At 42.6% G+C, this 18,460-nt stretch carries 15 protein-coding genes; 9 read left to right on the plus strand and 6 right to left on the minus strand.

Features of this window, described 5'->3' with window-relative positions; genetic code table 11:
• The first annotated feature begins 50 nt into the window (after window positions 1–50).
• Complete coding sequence (locus tag QL898_RS00195; protein ID WP_290175410.1) at window positions 51–530, plus strand: YkvA family protein; 480 nt, start codon at window positions 51–53, stop codon at window positions 528–530.
• Between the two features lie 109 nt (window positions 531–639).
• Here QL898_RS00195 and QL898_RS00200 read toward each other — a convergent pair whose 3' ends face one another.
• Entirely contained in the window at window positions 640–945 is a 306-nt protein-coding gene (locus QL898_RS00200; RefSeq protein ID WP_201547742.1) for a hypothetical protein, read from the minus strand.
• A 116-nt stretch (window positions 946–1,061) separates the two neighbouring features.
• A complete protein-coding gene (locus tag QL898_RS00205) occupies window positions 1,062–1,607 on the minus strand; it encodes a hypothetical protein (protein WP_227679256.1) in 546 nt (181 codons plus the stop codon).
• A 350-nt stretch (window positions 1,608–1,957) separates the two neighbouring features.
• On the opposite strand from QL898_RS00205, the gene dnaQ reads away from it, so the two are divergent.
• The 8 genes from dnaQ (at window position 1,958) to QL898_RS00245 (ending at window position 11,256) form a co-directional block, all read left to right on the plus strand.
• Window positions 1,958–3,616, plus strand: coding sequence for a DNA polymerase III subunit epsilon (gene dnaQ, locus QL898_RS00210; protein ID WP_290175411.1), 1,659 nt, complete (start codon window positions 1,958–1,960; stop codon window positions 3,614–3,616).
• A 147-nt stretch (window positions 3,617–3,763) separates the two neighbouring features.
• Window positions 3,764–5,446 carry a hypothetical protein gene (locus QL898_RS00215; RefSeq protein ID WP_290175412.1) on the plus strand — a complete coding sequence of 561 codons (1,683 nt, stop codon included), beginning with the start codon at window positions 3,764–3,766 and terminating at the stop codon, window positions 5,444–5,446.
• Window positions 5,447–5,713: 267 nt separating this feature from the next.
• Window positions 5,714–6,658, plus strand: coding sequence for an NAD(+) diphosphatase (gene nudC / locus QL898_RS00220; protein ID WP_290175413.1), 945 nt, complete (start codon window positions 5,714–5,716; stop codon window positions 6,656–6,658).
• 257 nt (window positions 6,659–6,915) lie between these two features.
• The gene (locus QL898_RS00225) at window positions 6,916–7,761 is read left to right on the plus strand and encodes an RnfABCDGE type electron transport complex subunit B (protein ID WP_160021300.1); all 846 of its coding nucleotides are present in this window, start codon (window positions 6,916–6,918) and stop codon (window positions 7,759–7,761) included.
• Window positions 7,762–7,881: 120 nt separating this feature from the next.
• Complete coding sequence (nth, locus tag QL898_RS00230) at window positions 7,882–8,577, plus strand: endonuclease III (RefSeq protein WP_290175414.1); 696 nt, start codon at window positions 7,882–7,884, stop codon at window positions 8,575–8,577.
• A 489-nt stretch (window positions 8,578–9,066) separates the two neighbouring features.
• Window positions 9,067–10,233, plus strand: coding sequence for a methionine adenosyltransferase (metK, locus tag QL898_RS00235; RefSeq protein ID WP_057760687.1), 1,167 nt, complete (start codon window positions 9,067–9,069; stop codon window positions 10,231–10,233).
• A gap of 76 nt (window positions 10,234–10,309) precedes the next feature.
• Complete coding sequence (locus QL898_RS00240) at window positions 10,310–10,666, plus strand: DUF3144 domain-containing protein (RefSeq protein WP_102078350.1); 357 nt, start codon at window positions 10,310–10,312, stop codon at window positions 10,664–10,666.
• Between the two features lie 341 nt (window positions 10,667–11,007).
• Window positions 11,008–11,256, plus strand: coding sequence for a hypothetical protein (locus QL898_RS00245; RefSeq protein ID WP_290175415.1), 249 nt, complete (start codon window positions 11,008–11,010; stop codon window positions 11,254–11,256).
• Window positions 11,257–11,399: 143 nt separating this feature from the next.
• Here QL898_RS00245 and QL898_RS00250 read toward each other — a convergent pair whose 3' ends face one another.
• The 4 genes from QL898_RS00250 to QL898_RS00265 all read right to left on the minus strand — a co-directional run bounded on the left by QL898_RS00250 (window position 11,400) and on the right by QL898_RS00265 (window position 18,313).
• Window positions 11,400–13,052, minus strand: a complete 1,653-nt coding sequence (locus tag QL898_RS00250; RefSeq protein ID WP_290175416.1) for a BCCT family transporter — start codon at window positions 13,050–13,052, stop codon at window positions 11,400–11,402.
• Between the two features lie 243 nt (window positions 13,053–13,295).
• Entirely contained in the window at window positions 13,296–14,948 is a 1,653-nt protein-coding gene (locus tag QL898_RS00255; RefSeq protein ID WP_201547750.1) for a BCCT family transporter, read from the minus strand.
• A 243-nt stretch (window positions 14,949–15,191) separates the two neighbouring features.
• Complete coding sequence (locus QL898_RS00260) at window positions 15,192–16,835, minus strand: BCCT family transporter (protein ID WP_290175417.1); 1,644 nt, start codon at window positions 16,833–16,835, stop codon at window positions 15,192–15,194.
• 200 nt (window positions 16,836–17,035) lie between these two features.
• Window positions 17,036–18,313 (minus strand): PQQ-dependent sugar dehydrogenase, encoded by a 1,278-nt coding sequence (locus tag QL898_RS00265; protein WP_290175418.1) that lies wholly within the window; start codon window positions 18,311–18,313, stop codon window positions 17,036–17,038.
• Window positions 18,314–18,460 lie beyond the last annotated feature (147 nt).

Consider the following 18,460-nt stretch of genomic DNA (forward strand, 5'->3'; position numbering starts at 1 on the left):
ATTTGTTACTGTAAATACAAATTCATCGCGAAAAACAAAAGGTAATAATTATGTTTAATAAAAAAACCGATAAAAACAAGTCACTTGACTCTAATTTAGAATACTTGCTAGGCAAAGAAGATAAGCTTAAACAAAAATTAGAGGACAGCGGCTACCTTGAGCCGTTTAGTGATGATTTAATGCTATTTATGAGTCTTGTCAAAGACTATTACAAAGGTGACTACCGTAAGATCCCTTTTAAGACAATCTCAGCTGGCGTTCTTGGTGCGCTCTATGTGTTAAATCCAATTGACCTCATTCCTGATTCTATTCCGTTTATCGGCCATATCGATGATGCGTTAGTACTTAAGTTCTGTTTAAAGCAGGCCAGAAAAGATCTGCAAAAATACAAAGAATGGAAGCAGGAACAGTCAGCTACTAAGGATAAGTTAGAATCTAACAACGACACGGATAAGACTGATAACGATAAAACTAGTAATGATGAGAAAGATAGCGACGAGACTGGTACTAATCTTAAGAAAGCCTCATAAATATTAATACTTTCAGCTATTAAAAACTGCACTATCGAAAAAGCCACGACCGCAAATTAACTTTTCGGTCGTGGCTTTTTAGTTTTCATGATTCATCTGTCGTTAAATTTTAATCAGGCACTTCATAATTAGCTTTTTCTGGATTAAGGCCAAACGAGTAGACGAATGTCGCAACGAGGCTGTTGACAATAATGAAAGGTAAATCAATCGCAGCATGACCAAGTGCATAGCGACCAAGCAGCCAAGAGACGATCAACATGATAATAAAGAATGCACCCAAATATGCCAAAATCGCAGGATGTTTCAAATTATAAGGCTGCTCAGGCGTCGGTTGTTTGTCTAATACATACGTTCTTACCGCCCAACCAGCTGCATAAGAGAGTCCACCTAACACCACGTAACTAAAAAAATTCATATTGCTTAACTCTAATGGTATGACTGTTTATAACAAAATACTGTCTATGCAAATATCATCCACCAACAATAGTATTTATAGTCGATACTTATCCAAGTACTATCGTTAATGCTTATTTAAATACTATCATCAACATTATCGATAACAAGATTGGCATGTGGATTGGCTAAAATATCGGTATTCACCTCATCGCACTCTACACGGTAGATCGTGTTGGCGCCTCGATAAATGTACGACAAGTACTCACTGTCTAAGAGCGGATCAATATTTGCGTAAGCTGGTTTGACATGAGCCAGTACAAGCACTCGATCAGGACGACCAATGACTGCATCGACATTGTCTGGATCGATAGAGAAAAACTGCGGTATATCGCTATTTTCAATCACTTCTAACGGCTCTGGAGTATCCCAGACGCGCTTAGCAGTGACGGGCTCTTTCATCTGCATCACCCAAGTGTCATCTTGCTGGCTGACCTTTATCTGAGCAGGCTCATCTTGACTCACCGTATAACAACCTTCAAAGACAGAAAGATCTGCCGCAACTTCGGTATCTGCTTGAAGGCTAGTATCACTACAAGCGCTCAGAAAAATCGCGCTGCTAGTAGTTACACTGAGCATCAGATACGTCAGTCTCTTATTAAATAAATTCGAGCGTAAGGACATAATGGGGTTATCCTGCAATCATGCATTAAAAACTTTTATTAAGTGTACTATTATCAAAATGTCACTAGATAGCTGTATAAGAAAAATGCGCTTAGGCATCTTGGTAGCAAAGACAGCTCAGTCATTAAAAACCAGTGGCTTTCAGTGAGCTTCGCTATTTTAACAGAAAACTAGGACGTTACTATTATGTTATAAGTTACCGTAACGGTTTTCTGACTTTGTGCGTCACGACTGCCCATATTTATGATAGATTTGCTATACTCACAACGTCATCATCATCGTTCGAATAACGTAAACGAGATGCTCTAGTACTACCCTATGCTTACCACTTATCAGGTCCATACTCTTTTATGTCAGACAACCGTAATTCAATGCCAAACACTCATAAAGACAACGCGATTGATCCATTGGCTGCTAAAACAAACACCACTGTGGCCTATACTGATGGTGCTTGCAAAGGCAATCCTGGCGCTGGCGGCTGGGGCGCACATCTTATATTTAGTGATGGCAGCACACAAGATTTATACGGCGGCGACAAAGAAACCACCAATAACCGTATGGAACTAATGGGTGCGATACAAGCCCTGACGCATAGCCCGCATGAGCATACTCTTGAGATTTGGACTGACTCCAGTTATGTCAAAAAAGGCATAACTGAATGGATTGAAGGTTGGAAGAAAAAGGGCTGGAAAACTGCCAGTAAAAAGCCCGTCGCCAATCAAGACCTATGGCAACAATTGGATAAGCTCTGCCAACAGCGTGATGTTAGCTGGCATTGGGTCAAGGGTCACGCTGGACATGCTGGTAACGAAAAAGCAGATGAGCTGGCAAACTTAGGTGTCACCTCAAACAGCGGCCATTCAGCTATAGTCAGTAAAGCAGATACGGCTAAAAAAAAAGACCACATAGCGACTGATATTAATCCTAACATTGTTACTAATACTGACACTAACATTGATACTTCGCAAAAATCATCTAGCGCTGACTGGCTAAGTTTCGATCCATTGGGTCTAGATATGATGGACGATGAGTTTGATGAAGAGCTCTTAGAACCTGAGCCGCTAAGAGAAGATAGTCAGAGTGCTGCTGACAATCGCGATATAAATGAAGACATTGCTGTAGAATCTCACAGCCATCAAGATAATACATACAACCCGACGAGTACCAAAGCTATGCCAGACATTCAAACGCACCTAGATGATACCGTCGACAACGATATGTTGCCAAGTGTAGAATCTGATGCCCCTAAGTTCGATGGGGATACTAGCCGTGCCAACCCATATTTCAAGCCGCTACTACCAAAGCCGATACACCGCCATGAGGCAGATCGTCAGCTTATCATGGATACAGAAACCACAGGGCTTGATGCTCTAAAAGGCGATCGTATTATCGAGGTCGGTATTGTGGAGCTGGTCGGACGTAAGTTTACTGGTGAAAAGCTGCACGTTTATATCAATCCGCAGCGAGGTATGGATGACGAAGTCATTCGTATTCATGGTATCTCTGAAGCATTTTTGACCGACAAGCCGACCTTTGACCAAGTGGCTCAGTCTTTGTATGACTTTATGGACGGCGCTGAAATTATCGCTCATAACGCTACTTTTGATATGAACTTCTTAAATATGGAGTTTGCAAAAGTTGGTCTGAATGATTTTGCTAATCGAGTGCAAGTAACCGATTCACTGGCGATGGCCAAGCAGCAGTACCCTGGGCAAAAAAACACGCTAGATGCCCTCGTGCGTCGCCTAGATGTTGGTAAGCAAGACCGTACTTTTCACGGGGCATTACTTGACTCAGAGATTCTAGCCGAAGTTTATTTGGCGATGACTGGTGGACAGGTCACGCTTGCCATCGAAGAGGATACAGACACCGATGGCGGACAAACTGCTCATGCAAGTTTCGCCAATTTAGCGAATTTATTACTGGCTTCAACATCGGATGAAACTGCTGACCAAAGCTGGTATGCCGCTTTGGCAGAAGATTATCCTGCCCTAAAAGCTAGCATGTAATTGTCGTTCGAATTTTTATTGAACCGACATTTGTATAATTTAGTCTTGATTATTATGATAGAAAGCGTTAAAACATCACTAGCTAATACTTTCTAAATCAAATTTATCATATTGCTATTCTCATCAGTACATTATGGAAAAATACTTATGGACCAGTCTGCGCAAATGAAGCTAACCGCCCCAACGCTTAGTGTTACTGATTTTAACCTACCGTCACTCCATTTACTGCATGATGAGGTTATAGCAACGCTTAAAGATACTGAAATTCATCTAGGTGAGTTCAATGATGATAGTAGTCAGGCGCCTTTGTTGTCAGACTCTATCGAAGTATTAAAGCAACTGTCTTGTATTTTCAAACTGATTTCTTTGGTCGGTGCAGAAGCATTGAATGATGCCATTGTTGGTGGTCTACAGAGACTTTATGACAATGGTGACAACAATGATACTGATTTGATCATGGATCTATCAGAAGCCATCATGACCTTGGATCGTTATGTCGAGTTTGTCCTATTGACTGAATCGGTAGAGCCTACTCTACTGATACCTGTAATCAACAAGCTTAATGCACATAGTCAAAAAGCTCCTATTACAGCAGACTATTTTTCTGCATTTGGTAGCAGTAGTGTCATCATCGCCAATCCTGAACAAAACTTTGAATCTCTAAGCGCACTTAATCTAGACACAGAGCTGTTGACCAACGCGTATCGTAGTGGCCTTGGGGTTACGCTACTCAATCAAGATGGCAACATTGACGCTGCAGATCAGCAAAAGCTTGATGCTATGAGTGCAGCTTGTGCATTAATCGCTGCAAATACTGATAGCTTATTTTGGCAAGCGGCGACTGCCGCCGTGACTGATATCGCAGCAGTATTACCATTAAACCTAAGTCAAAAGCACACACTTATCTATTTAGAGCAGCAATTTCAAAGCTATTTACCAGTCATGGATACCCGCTTTGCAGATTTAGTAAGCTTTGCCTGTCAACGTGATAACGAGCAAGCGCAGCAATTACGTGAACAATATGCAAATAACCATTTAGAAGGTGCTCAGTTAGAACAAATGAAGCGCTTTTTATTCGGTCCTAACCGCGAACTTACCGATACGTTAAACACAATTATTCAAAATCAGATCAATAACATTAAAGAACACGTCGATAGTTATGCACGTGGCGATTCAATCAATCCTATTGATATGCAGACAGCGCAGATTATTAAAGAGCTGACTGAACTAAGTTCGGCATTACGTTTGTTAGGTCTGTCCAACGCAGCCAATAGTCTTAGCGAAGCAGCAGAAGCTGTGAGCCATTGGCAAGCGCCTTCTCCTGAAGACTTCGATCATTTGCTATTAGCGTTAATGCACGCAGAGAACGCCACCATTGCTATGGCAGAGATGCATACACCAGGGGCAATCTATCTACCACTGAATAACCCGCATATCTCATTGCATCAGCTTAATACGGCCAATGATACCTTGATACAAGAAAGCCGAACTGCGATTGCTAGTGCCGAGCAAGCCATCAATGATTATTTGGCGGAGCCTGAGCGCGACATGCTCAATATCCAAAATATTCCTGGGATGATGCGTCAAGTAGCAGGCGCGGTACGTTTCTTACAGTTGGCCACACCTGCCAGCATGCTGAGTCAGCTAGCCAACTATATCGAACAACGTATCGAAGGCGGACGACGTATCGAAGACAGTACGTTAGCCTGCATCGCTGATGTTATTATGGCGGTTGATCATCACTTAGATGGTTTTGAGAATAATCGCCCTGTCAGCAAGCAAGCGCTTGATGTTGGTCAACAGAGCTTAAGCCATCTACTTGCTGCTTAACTTTTCTCATTGTCATGTCATGGTCATTATCTCTTAACCATGACATCTCATTTAAATATAGATAATTCAAGATAATGTAGGTACGAGTCAGGCACGTGAAAGCGCTATATTCATTAGGTTAAACTAGCCTAGTCATTAGGCTGAACCAACCTGACAATATATATGGATATCTGGGTATCTGGTTTACATAGAATTGATGATATTTTACTCTTAATAAGTCTGTGTCTACGTCGATGCGGACTTACTTTATAATGTTTGGAATTTTATATGGCCCATGCTTTTGTATTAAGTGATGACAGTATCTTATGCCGTCAAATGCCAGATGGTTGGTGGCCTTTGCAAGTTCAGCTATCGTCTGATAGTAATGACTCAAATGAGCAAGCTTATCAAGTCGGTCATGTAACGCTGCACGAGAGCCTAGCACCAAATCATTGGTTATCAGACAACAACAATAGCGCTGGCAACCATGCAAAGGGTACGGTTGACGCCAATATGGCTCATAGCTTTACCGCTCAAGCGACGAGCGCCATGACTTATGACTATGCAGTTGCTCATAACGTGACGCTACCAATTATTGCTGAAAGTAGTGGTAACACCTTTGTTCCTTATCGAAAACTAATGACTCATTTGCCAGTCGCTTTATCAGATCAGATTAGCCAGGCAATACAACTATTAAGCTGGCAAGCAGATACGCAGTTTTGTAGTCGCTGTGCTAGCCCTACCGTACATGCTGACCAAGGCGAACGTGCCATGGTTTGTCCAGTATGTCGATTGCGCCAATACCCTCGCGTACAACCTTGCGTCATCACTGCTATTACTCGTCCAAATCCAGTGAAAGGTGAGATGCAAATCTTATTGGCTCACCATCATCGTCATGGACAGCAGAACCTACCGCCAATGTATGGTTTGATCGCAGGGTTCGTAGAAGTTGGAGAGAGTCTGGAGCATGCGGTGGTACGTGAAGTCGAAGAAGAGGTCAATATCAGCGTATCAGATATCCGCTACGTCAGTAGTCAGCCATGGCCATTCCCCTCTAACTTGATGCTCGGTTTTCGAGCATCGTATGCCAGTGGCGATATTATCTTGCAAGAAGATGAGCTAGCTCATGCTGATTTCTTTGATCTCTCAAACCTACCTAGAATTCCGCCAAAGGGTAGTATCGCTCGCGATTTGATTGACCAAGTAGCTAAAGAGCAAAATATAGATTTATAATCAGTCCTTATCTATCAATACCTCATTACGCTATAGTATTGTATTTTCAATCTCATCTCTTTAAAATCGCTGCTCCTGTGATAAGCGTTTTACTTCGAACTTCATTTTTAGTAAGTAACACGCCAAAATGAGAAGTAACACGCTAACATGAGCAGATGCTTTTATAGATACTGTTTTACAAAGACCGCTTTCTCAACCTTTTATCTCTATTTATACTAATACCAATTCTTACGACTGGTATTAAGGTCCTTAATTAAATGCAAAGTAGCACCAATATACGCTTAGTCAATCTACCTATCTTATTCGATGCATTACACATTGATACCTTGTCCGCTGACATACAGGCAAAAATTGCACGTGTGGATGCGTGTCTGCCACAGACGCAGTGCGGTCTATGTGAGCATCCAGATGGTTGCCTGCCATATGCCGCTGCAATTGTATTAGATGGCGAGCCGTATAATAAATGTGTGCCTGGTGGTCAGCCAGTCACCAATGCGATTGCTCAGACTCTCGATATAGATACTTCTAACACTACGCTGACGGCAGTGCCTTCACAGTGGCCAATAGATGCCACCTCTGAACGTCCGACTGAGGTTCGTGCGGTTATCCGTGAAGATGACTGTATCGGCTGTACCAAATGCATTCCTGCTTGTCCAGTCGATGCTATCGTTGGTACTGGCAAGCATATGCATACGATTTTTACAGATTTGTGCACGGGCTGTGAGCTATGTATCGCGCCCTGCCCTGTTGATTGCATCGACTTAGTTACGATTGAGCGGGAAATATCTGAGCCTGAGCGAATAGCAGAGCAAGAGGATTTAAGACAACGCTACCACACTCATTTGAAACGTGTGACAGAACAGCTTGCTGATACGAGCAATAGTAGACCTGTCGTTAGTATGGTAGAGGCTAAGCTCAATAACGCAGCAAGCCAGTCTCTAAACATCAGTGAGTCGCAAGCGAAAAATACCATTGCGGCTGCCAAGCTCCGTACCAAAATCAAAAAACTGGAAAAGCAACTGAGTGTGCGTGCAAACGATAAGAAACAAGTAGAGCTCGAATCTTTACAAGCCGAGCTTGAGTCATTGCAAGTAGCGCTATAACGGTAATAGCTGATTACGCAATTAATGCGTTAATAAATTGATACTTTAATCATTAACATGAATGCTAACGCTAGCATATAATTTGGCACAATCATTCATCAAAATAATAGTCAAAATGCCATGAGTAAAACGGTCAAACATAAAACAGCTGACACACCGCCCTCTAGACGAATGCCCAATCGTGACGTGCGTCCATTCTTTGAAAAGCTAGCAGCGACTATTGATGAGCCTGTCACCGAACTTAATTATGATAGTAATTTTGAGTTACTTATCGCGGTAATTTTGTCCGCACAAGCGACTGATATCAGTGTCAATATTGCCACCAAGCAATTGTACCCTGTGGCCAATACGCCTGAGGCGATACTAGCATTAGGCGAAGACGGTCTCAAATCCTATATCAAAAACATTGGTCTATATAATGCCAAAGCAAAAAACGTCATAAAAACTTGCCGTGATTTGATTGAGAAATTTGATAGCACTGTTCCTGATAACCGCAAAGATTTAGAGTCACTGGCAGGTGTCGGCCGAAAAACTGCCAATGTCGTGTTGAATACGGCCTTTGGCCAGCCGACCATGGCCGTTGATACGCATATCTTTCGGGTGGGCAATCGTACTGGGCTTGCTACTGGCAAAACCGTACTCATTGTCGAAAAAAAGCTGGTCGAGCGCATCCCAGAAGACTTCATCGTAGACGCTCATCATTATCTTATCTTACACGGCCGCTATACTTGTCAGGCACGTACACCCAAATGCAGCTCTTGCCCTGTCTATGAAGAATGCATGTTCAAAGATAAAGCTGCATTTTTAGAGTTGTAACGTATTGTTCATTTCAAGCAAACGCTACTGCTAGCTAATCACTCAGCTAGATAAACCGCTATCCAGTAACCACCTTTGATTGCAGTGAACTGCTTGTTGAGCATTTCTTATAGTAGAGCAAGTGTTGCTCACTAGAGTTTTATAACGTTTCAAGGTAGAATAACCCTATTTTGCGTTAAGAGATTTTGGCTATTACCCTGCTTCTGATAAGGCAATCTGCACATTAGCGTTGTCTATTAGGGCAAGTACTGCTTCAACTCGTTACCGCCAAGACCATATTAGAGCGAGGCAGTATCATTTTATATATTGATTAAATGATAGTCAGCTCACCCTTTGGTCATATTTATTAGCAAAGATTTTAGTCAAAACCGATTTTAAATTGAGAAACACCGATTATCTGCCGCGTAAATGCGTGGTCAAAATTAATTAGAGCAGCACCCAGATGTGCTGCTTTTCCTACCCTTATTGATTCAATTAAGCGATCCCATTATGCGTGAATACAACTTATTTACCTCAGAATCTGTGAGCGAAGGCCATCCTGACAAAATGGCTGACCAAATATCAGACGCTATCCTTGACGCTATCTTACGTGAAGATTTGCACGCACGTGTGGCATGCGAAACCTTAGTAAAAACAGGCGCAGTCATACTTGCAGGTGAAATCACCACAACGGCAAATATCGATTTAGAGCGTCTGGTTCGTGACACCGTAAATGGCATCGGCTATCACCATTCAGACCTAGGCTTTGATGGCGAGACTTGTGCAGTCATCAATATGTTAGGTAAGCAATCTCCTGAAATCGCGCAAGGCGTCGATCGTAGCGACCCTGAAGAGCAAGGTGCAGGCGACCAAGGCTTGATGTTTGGTTATGCCAGTAATGAGACCGAAGTATTAATGCCAGCACCTATCGAGTATGCCCATCGTTTGATGGAGCGTCAGTCGGAGCTGCGCCGTGCAGGTGAGCTGCCATGGTTGCGTCCAGATGCCAAAGCGCAGGTGACCTTGAAGTATGACGGCAATCGTCCTGTCGCCATCGATGCTGTTGTATTATCAACACAGCATGATCCAAGCATCTCGCAGTCAGATCTACAAGAAGCTGTGATGGAATCTATCATTAAGCAAGTGCTACCAGCTGACTTATTGCACGCTGGCACACGCTATCATATCAACCCAACTGGTAAGTTTGTGATTGGCGGTCCTGTTGGTGATGCTGGTCTGACTGGTCGTAAAATTATTGTTGATACTTACGGCGGTATGGCACGTCATGGTGGCGGTGCGTTCAGTGGTAAAGATCCTTCAAAAGTGGATCGCAGTGCTGCTTACGCAGTACGTTATGTGGCCAAAAACATCGTAGCAGCAGGTCTTGCTGAGCGCTGTGAAGTACAGGTCAGCTATGCAATTGGTGTCGCTGAGCCGACTTCTATCTCTGTTAATACCTTTGGTACTAGTAAAATCAGTAACGATGAGATCATTCGCTTGATTCGTACTCACTTTGACCTACGCCCTTACGGCATTACCCGTATGTTGAACTTACTACAGCCAATGTATCAGCAGACTGCTACCTTTGGACACTTTGGTCGTCCAGGCTCAGAGACTGCCTTTACGTGGGAAAAAACAGACAAAGCTGATATCTTAAAAGCAGACGCTGGTTTATAAGAGTCATTACTTTAAAACGTTTGCCAACCATTTTTATATACTAAAAACTACTGACACTTATTATTAGGAGTTGCTTATGTCTCAAGACAATATTCAAGACCAAAACGCTGATGCTAACATTGAAATCACCCCTGAAATGCAGGCATTCTATCAACGTGCTGACGCTATCATCGGTATCGCCAACAGCCAGCTAGGTCCTGAAGCACATTCAGGTCAAGTAGGTGCTTCTTTATTGTATGCTGCAGCACGCTATAGCGCGTCAGTTGCCTCTATCGGCTTCGTCAAAGGTGATGATTTCGCTAAAGAAAAAGACGATATCGTCGAGTTTTATGTTAAACAGTATCGCCAAATGCTAAGCGATAATTTAACTGATTATGCTCAAAACTTTGACAAGTACGTGCAGCTAAACCAAGATGACAAACCAGCTGAATAAGCGAATGTCGTCAGTCTAGATGTCTTTCATTTAGACATGCTGTCGTAGTATCAATATTTGATGGCAGAAAACAAAACCCCAAGCTTAATTGAGCTTGGGGTTTTTTGTATGGTGTTTAAGTGGATAGCTATTGATAAATGAGCTACCATAAATACTTAAGCGTTTAGCCTCAATAGGCAAATCCATCAGCGATAACAGGACGCTATCGAATATTATTAATAAGGACATTTCTTATGAAACAAACTCTATCCAATTGTCGATTTTCCAAAATTAATCAATCTTCGTTCAAACCATTATCACTTATATTGATATTAGTTCTAGCTTTGACGGGCTGTAGCTCTATGTCTGATGTAGGCACGTCTGGTCAAACACCTACCCCATCCATTCCTGATCTCAGTCAGCAGTTTGAAGATGCTCTTACTCAATGTCCACCCGCTAATCCTGCCAATAATATCTGTACGGCACAATATGAACCCGTCTGTGTAAAAACGAAAGTTGGATCAATTGTTAGCTACCGAACGGCTAGTAATGCCTGCTCAGCCTGTAATATTCCTGAAGCCATTGGTTATACAAAAGGCGAATGCAATTAATCTATAAAGCGATTATATCGAGATCTGCTGTGCTGAAAGCTGCTGTATTGGAAGACTTTCTATTAAAAATATTGAACATCCATAAAAATACCCAGCTTATGACAAGCTGGGTATTTTTGTAGCTGAGAAATAAACTCTAAAGCTTAAGCATCTTTCTCAAGTGCTGGTGGGCCTTTTAGTAGCTCTTCATCACGGAATTCATTGGCCGAGTTGTGCTCTGCTGACTCTTCTGTGGTGAACCATTGCTGATTACGATACAGTATCAAGCGATCGCGACTGAGGCCACGCAATAGAGAATACATCATCACGACGATCACAATAACAAAAGGAAATCCTGAGACAATCGATGCCGCTTGTAATGCACTCAAACCACCTGCTGCCAATAGTACAGCAGCGATAACGCCTTCAGCACCTGCCCAAAACAAACGTTGAATCTTTGGCGGATTGGTATCGCCGCCCGAGGTCAGCATGTCGATAACAAAGCTAGCTGAATCTGATGAGGTGACAAACCACAGGACAATCATCACCACGATGAGCAAGTTGACCGCACCTGTTAATGGATAAGACTCCATCAGTTTAAAGATAGCGCTACCTGTATCGGCTTTGACTGCTTCGATCAGACCTGGGCTAACCATGTTAGGGTCTGCTGCTGCCACCAGCTCCATATTTACCGCAGAACCACCAAAAGCGGTAAACCACAAGAACAATATCGTGATAGGAATTAACAGTACGCCTAATATAAACTCACGGATGGTACGGCCACGAGAGATACGTGCAACGAAGACCCCAACGAATGGCGACCAACTAATCCACCATGCCCAATAGAAAATCGTCCAAGAAGCTTGCCAATTTTCTTCGCCTCTATAAGACTCTGTCCATAGACCTAACGGCACGATTTGGTGCAAATAGTTGCCGATGTTTTCTACAAAGCTATTAAAAATAAACTGCGTAGGCCCAAAGATAATCACAAAACTGAGCAATATCACAGTGAACAATATATTGGTATCACTTAGACGCTTGATGCCTTTATCCAATCCCATAAACAGAGATAACCCTGCTAGCATGGTGATAAGGCCAATCAAAATAATCTGCACCGTAATATTATTGGGTATACCAAATAACGTCTCAAGGCCCGAGTTAATCTGCAAGACGCCAAGACCTAACGTAGTCACTACCCCAAACATCGTACCAAATACGGCAAGCGTATCTACCGTATGCCCCCAACCGCCGTAGATTTTTTTACCCAATATTGGGTACAGTGTCGAACGGATAGCCAGTGGTAAACCTACTCGATAATGAAAATATGCGAGCGATAGCGCAACCATGCCATATAGCGCCCATACATGTAGACCATAATGTAAAAACGAGATATTCATCGCTTGCTTGGCCGCGGCAACGGTTTCTGGTTCTCCTAATGGCGGTGCCATAAAGTGATACAGCGGCTCGGCGGTACCCCAGTAGAGCAGTCCAATACCAATACCTGCCGAAAACAACATACCAACCCAAGAAACAAGATTGTACGCAGGTCTCTCGTTTTGATGACCAAGCCTAATATCGCCATAACGGCTAAATATCATGTAAATACTCATGACCAATGTTAAATTGACCACGACAATAAAGAACCAGCCAAAGCGTAAAGAGACAAATGCTTTTGCTTGGTTAAATACCACTTCTGCTTGTTCATTGAATAAAGCGCCAAAAATAATGAACGCCAGTATCAAGATTGCTGAAGTCAAAAATACAGGTTTACTTACCCGCGGAAAAGGGCCTAATCGGCCAACTTTTACATGATCCATAGGTATATCCCCAAAAAAGTGCGTAACCATACCAAGGTATGAACGAATTATCAAATATAACACCTTGTAAATACTGCCGAATGTATAGAAATGGTAGTAACATTTCGGTAATAATTTTCAAAAATCCGAATTTATCCTGAATAAATTTAAGTATCTTTACCCAATAAAGAAGCCCCAATTTAAAAACAAATTGGGGCTTCTTCTATTAAAAGCTTAAGTATCTGTCTTACTTTTATCTACTTCTTAGTCACCTTTTACAATCTTGGGTGGTCCTTTTAGCAGATGCTCATCAGCAAATTCATCTGCCGAGTTGTGATCTGCTGATTCTTCAGTAATATAATGCTGCTGCGCTCTATATAGTATCAGTCGATCACGACTCAAACCACGCAGTAGCGCATACATCATTGCAAATATAACCAAGGCAAATGGCAATCCTGCTACGATAGCGGCTGCTTGTAACGCGCTCAATCCACCAGCAGCCAACAACACAGCAGCAATGACACCTTCAGTGCTTGCCCAAAATAAACGTTGAATCTTTGGCGGATTGGTATCACCACCAGCCGTCAGCATATCGATGACAAAACTTGCTGAATCTGATGAGGTCACGAACCACAATACAATCATAATCACAATCATAAATGTGATGGGTTGCGCCAATGGATAGTATTCAACCAATTTAAAAATGGCACTACCAAAATCTGTTTGTACCGCCTCGACCAGTCCAGGACTAACCAACGCTGGATCAATAGCAGCGAGCAGCTCCATATGAATAGCAACGCCGCCGAAAGTTGAAAACCAAAAGAACAATATGGCCATAGGAATAAGTAACACCCCAAGTACAAACTCTCTAATCGTACGACCACGGCTGATACGAGCAATAAACACGCCGACAAATGGTGCCCAACTTACCCACCATGCCCAATAAAATATCGTCCATGCTGACTGCCAGTTTGCCTCACCTTCATAAGACTCTCCCCATAGACCTAATGGTACAACCACTGAAAGATAGTTGCCGATATTTTCTAGGAAGCTATCAAAAATGAAAAGCGTCGGCCCTAAGACGACCATAAAACCAAGTAGAATAGCCGTCAAACCGATATTCACATCGCTTAGACGCTTGATACCCTTATCCAAGCCCATCATGACAGAACAGGCGGCTAAAGCAGTAACAAAAGCAATCAGAGCGATTTGTATTGTGAGGTTATTAGGAATACCAAATAATTTCTCAAGCCCTGAGTTGATTTGCATAACCCCAAGACCGAGTGACGTCACCACACCAAACATCGTACCGAATACGGCTAAGATATCAACGGCATGACCCCACGAGCCATATATCTTTTTACCCAATATAGGATAAAGGGTTGAGCGAATCGATAGTGGTAAGCCACGGCGAAAATGGAAATAGGCTAAAGATAGCGCTACAATCGCGTACAATGCCCAAGCATGTAAGCCCCAATGTAAAAAGGTAATATTCATCGCCTGTTTGGCGGCTTCTATCGTTTCCTTTTCACCGAGTGGCGGTGCCATAAAGTGATGTAAGGGCTCTGCTGTACCCCAGTAGACAAGTCCAATACCGATGCCAGCAGAGAACAGCATACCGATCCACGAAAATAGACTGTACTGTGGTGTCTCAGTTTGAGCACCAAGACGAATATCGCCATAACGGCTCATAGACAAATAAACACAAAGTCCTAAGGCCACATTAACGAGAATAATGAAAAACCAACCAAATTTATCGGTAATAAAGCCTTGTAAAAAACTGAACAACGTACCGGCAGATTCAGTAAAAAAAACGCCAAGAACAATAAATATAATAATAAGTAATGCTGAAGTTAAAAAAACAGGTTTACTTACCCGCGGGAAAGGGCCTAACCTGCCAACTTTTACATGATCCATAGGTATATCCCCAAAAAAGAGCGTAACCATAGCAAGGTATGAACGAATCACTAAATATAACACCATGTAAATACTGCCGAATGTATAGAAATCGTAGTAACATTGCAGCAATAATATTTCGACAAACTGAATTTGTTCTGAACAAATTTAAATATCTTTACCCAATAAAAAGCCCCAATTTAAAAGTAAATTGGGGCTTCTTCTATCAAAAGCTTAAGTAGCTGTCTTGATGCTATTTACTTCTTAGTCACCTTTGACAATTTTAGGTGGCCCTTTTAGCAGATGCTCATCAACGAATTCATTCGCTGAGTTATGGTCTGCTGATTCATCCGTAATAAAGCCTTGCTGCGCTCTATATAAAATCAGACGATCGCGACTCAAACCACGCAGTAGCGCATACATCATGACAAAGACCACTAAGGCAAATGGTAGTCCTGCTACAATCGCTGCCGCCTGTAGAGCAGACAGTCCACCAGCCGCTAGCAAGATAGCGGCGATAACGCCTTCTGTCGTCGCCCAAAATAAGCGCTGGATTTTAGGTGGGTTGGTATCGCCACCAGCAGTCAACATATCGATGACAAAGCTAGCAGAATCTGACGAGGTCACAAACCATAGCATAATCATGACGACAATCAGTAGCGTAATCGGTTTTGCCAATGGGTAGTATTCAACCAACTTAAAGATGGCACTACCGGAATCCGCTTGTACTGCTTCAACCAATCCTGGGCTAACACCTGACACAGCAGAAGCAAGCTCCATATGAACAGCAACGCCGCCAAAGGTGGTAAACCAGAAGAACAAAATCAGCATTGGAATCAGTAGTACACCAAGCGTAAACTCACGAATCGTACGGCCACGAGAGATGCGAGCAATAAAGATACCAACGAATGGTGCCCAACTAACCCACCATGCCCAATAAAATATCGTCCAACTACTTTGCCAATCTGTCCCGCTATAAGACTCACCCCATGTACCTAGAGGTACAATCACAGTCAGATAGTTGCCGATGTTTTCGATAAAACTATCAAAGATAAACAGCGTTGGTCCTAAGATGACCATAAACGCTAATAAGACGATAGTGAAACCAATATTGATATCACTTAAACGCTTAATACCTTTATCCAAACCCATCAAGACTGAAGCTGCCGCTAGCGCTGTGATGAAAGCGATCAAGCCAAACTGTACGGTAAGACTGTTAGGCGTACCAAACAGCTTTTCGAGTCCAGAGTTGATCTGCATAACCCCAAGTCCAAGCGAGGTAACCACACCAAACATCGTACCAAACACAGCCAAGATATCGACCGTGTGTCCCCAACGACCATAGATCTTTTTACCAAGTAAAGGATACAAAGTAGATCGAATCGATAATGGCAGGCCGCGACGGAAATGGAAGTACGCTAAAGATAGCGCTACAATCGTATAAATCGCCCAAGCATGTAGCCCCCAATGCATAAATGAGATATTCATTGCTTGCTTGGCGGCTTCTACTGTCTCTGCATCGCCCATTGGTGGTGCCATAAAGTGATACAGCGGCTCCGCTGTCCCCCAATAGACAAGTCCAATCCCGATACCAGCAGAAAACAACATGCCGATCCATGAGAATAAACTATATTGCGGTGTCTCAGTTTGAGCCCCTAGGCGAATATCACCATAGCGACTCATTGCCAAGTAAACACAAAGCGCGAGGGCTACATTGACTAGAATGATAAATAGCCAACCAAACTTATCGGTAATAAAGTTTTGTAAAAAACTAAAAACAGCCCCTGCTGTTTCGGTGAAAAGCGCACCAAAAATGATAAAGCCAACAATCAGCAGTGACGAAGTAATAAACACAGGTTTGCTCACCCGTGGAAAAGGTCCTAATCTGCCTACTTTTACTTCTTCCATGTGTAAGTCTCAAAATTTAAGGAACATTACCTTAACAAAATAGATGTTAACTATCAATCAATTACAAAATAAAACTTGATAAAACTATTAATTTACTCTAAAAGAATTTGATAGTTTTATTAAAATAATTAAATATACAGGCAGGTAAATACGTCCTTAATTCGATGCTGTTTCGATGTTTTTTCAATATTGTTTCGATGTTATTTGGGCAATAATCTGAGTAATTGTGCATCACTACCGTCCTCAAGTGTCCACACTTGCCCGTCTACTGCTAGCACACTGCGCACACGCTCTCCCATGTCATAGCGGTAACGCTCAGCGGCGGTATTGTCTTCACTTATGCCCACTACGATAAGCGCTTTAGACGATAAGCCACTGATAAGCGCATTGCCTTGCCAGCTAGGAAAATCATTATGAGTACCAGCCGCATAGATGCTCATAGCAGATGGTGAAATAACAGGTGTCCAAGTAATTTTGGGTGCCGCAAACTCTGGCTTTGTGCCATGGTCAGGAATGTCTAAACCTGAATAATTGCGGCCATTGGATACCACTGGCCAGCCATAATTATTACCCTTCTCAATAATATTAAATTCATCGCCACCTTTTGGTCCCATTTCGTGCGCCCAAAGCTGTCCACTATCGTCAAATGCCATACCAAGCACATTGCGATGTCCGACGGTCCAAAACTGTTTGGCCAACTCATTATCAGTAAACGGATTGTCTGTCGGGGTGTTACCATCAGGACTCAACCGTATTATCTTACCCAAATTACCATTCATGTCTTGTGCTGGGTCTTTGTCTTGACGCTCGCCTGAGCTGATATATAGATAGCGCCCATCAGGAGAAAACAGCAAACGATGACTATAATGTCCCTGCCCTGTAACTTTCGGAGACTGTTGCCAGATAGGCGTGATATCTTGCAACGTAGGTGTGGCTGTCTCTAGTCCTGAAAGTGTCGCTTTGATAACTTTAGCGCCAAATTTATTACTATCACTTCCTGTTCCTGCTTCCGCATAACTAAGATAGACGGTATTGGACGTCGCAAAATCCGGAGCCACAATGATATCCCCCAAGCCACCTTGACCACCGTAAGCGACTGTAGGAATGCCTTCGATTTTGGTCTTATTACCCGTCGCTGTATCTACGATAAATAGCTCACCTGTTTTTTGTGTTACTAGTAATTTTGGCGCTTTGCTATCTGCAATGGGTAACGCTGTCATAGCCCAAGGCTCATCAAAGGTAGCGATTGCTTTGGTGGTAAAGTCAGGCTTGCTAGTCTTTGTTTGTTTGGTGGTTTGTGTGGTGGTTTGAGCATCGTTATCTGAAGTGGACACTTCTTTAGATTCTGTTGCAGTACTTTTATTATTGCTGGGACTTACTGTAGAAGAGTTGGAGCACGCGGCAGTGCTAAACAGCAATGCTGCAATGATTAGCGGCGAGGTTAAAGGTATATTTATACGTTCAATATGGGCTGTCATCGGTCTACTTCTCCATTCAGTTGATACAGTTACTATTAGTCATTGATTTAGTTATAGCATAGTCCTGAGACTTAAGAGATATCGAAATGGTAAAAAAACAATAACGTAAAACGCGCCTTATAAATAAAAACCCCTTACCTACGATTG

Origin of the sequence: Psychrobacter sp. APC 3279, from assembly GCF_030407795.1 — a bacterium.
Classification (GTDB): domain Bacteria; phylum Pseudomonadota; class Gammaproteobacteria; order Pseudomonadales; family Moraxellaceae; genus Psychrobacter.

Excerpts from the sequence above, each read along its gene's own strand:
- QL898_RS00195 (WP_290175410.1), top strand. The coding sequence starts at position 51 with ATGTTTAATAAAAAAACCGATAAAAACAAGTCACTTGACTCTAATTTA.
- QL898_RS00200 (WP_201547742.1), bottom strand. The coding sequence starts at position 945 with ATGAATTTTTTTAGTTACGTGGTGTTAGGTGGACTCTCTTATGCAGCT.
- QL898_RS00205 (WP_227679256.1), bottom strand. The coding sequence starts at position 1,607 with ATGTCCTTACGCTCGAATTTATTTAATAAGAGACTGACGTATCTGATG.
- dnaQ (WP_290175411.1), top strand. The coding sequence starts at position 1,958 with ATGTCAGACAACCGTAATTCAATGCCAAACACTCATAAAGACAACGCG.
- QL898_RS00215 (WP_290175412.1), top strand. The coding sequence starts at position 3,764 with ATGGACCAGTCTGCGCAAATGAAGCTAACCGCCCCAACGCTTAGTGTT.
- nudC (WP_290175413.1), top strand. The coding sequence starts at position 5,714 with ATGGCCCATGCTTTTGTATTAAGTGATGACAGTATCTTATGCCGTCAA.
- QL898_RS00225 (WP_160021300.1), top strand. The coding sequence starts at position 6,916 with ATGCAAAGTAGCACCAATATACGCTTAGTCAATCTACCTATCTTATTC.
- nth (WP_290175414.1), top strand. The coding sequence starts at position 7,882 with ATGAGTAAAACGGTCAAACATAAAACAGCTGACACACCGCCCTCTAGA.
- metK (WP_057760687.1), top strand. The coding sequence starts at position 9,067 with ATGCGTGAATACAACTTATTTACCTCAGAATCTGTGAGCGAAGGCCAT.
- QL898_RS00240 (WP_102078350.1), top strand. The coding sequence starts at position 10,310 with ATGTCTCAAGACAATATTCAAGACCAAAACGCTGATGCTAACATTGAA.
- QL898_RS00245 (WP_290175415.1), top strand. The coding sequence starts at position 11,008 with ATGTCTGATGTAGGCACGTCTGGTCAAACACCTACCCCATCCATTCCT.
- QL898_RS00250 (WP_290175416.1), bottom strand. The coding sequence starts at position 13,052 with ATGGATCATGTAAAAGTTGGCCGATTAGGCCCTTTTCCGCGGGTAAGT.
- QL898_RS00255 (WP_201547750.1), bottom strand. The coding sequence starts at position 14,948 with ATGGATCATGTAAAAGTTGGCAGGTTAGGCCCTTTCCCGCGGGTAAGT.
- QL898_RS00260 (WP_290175417.1), bottom strand. The coding sequence starts at position 16,835 with ATGGAAGAAGTAAAAGTAGGCAGATTAGGACCTTTTCCACGGGTGAGC.
- QL898_RS00265 (WP_290175418.1), bottom strand. The coding sequence starts at position 18,313 with ATGACAGCCCATATTGAACGTATAAATATACCTTTAACCTCGCCGCTA.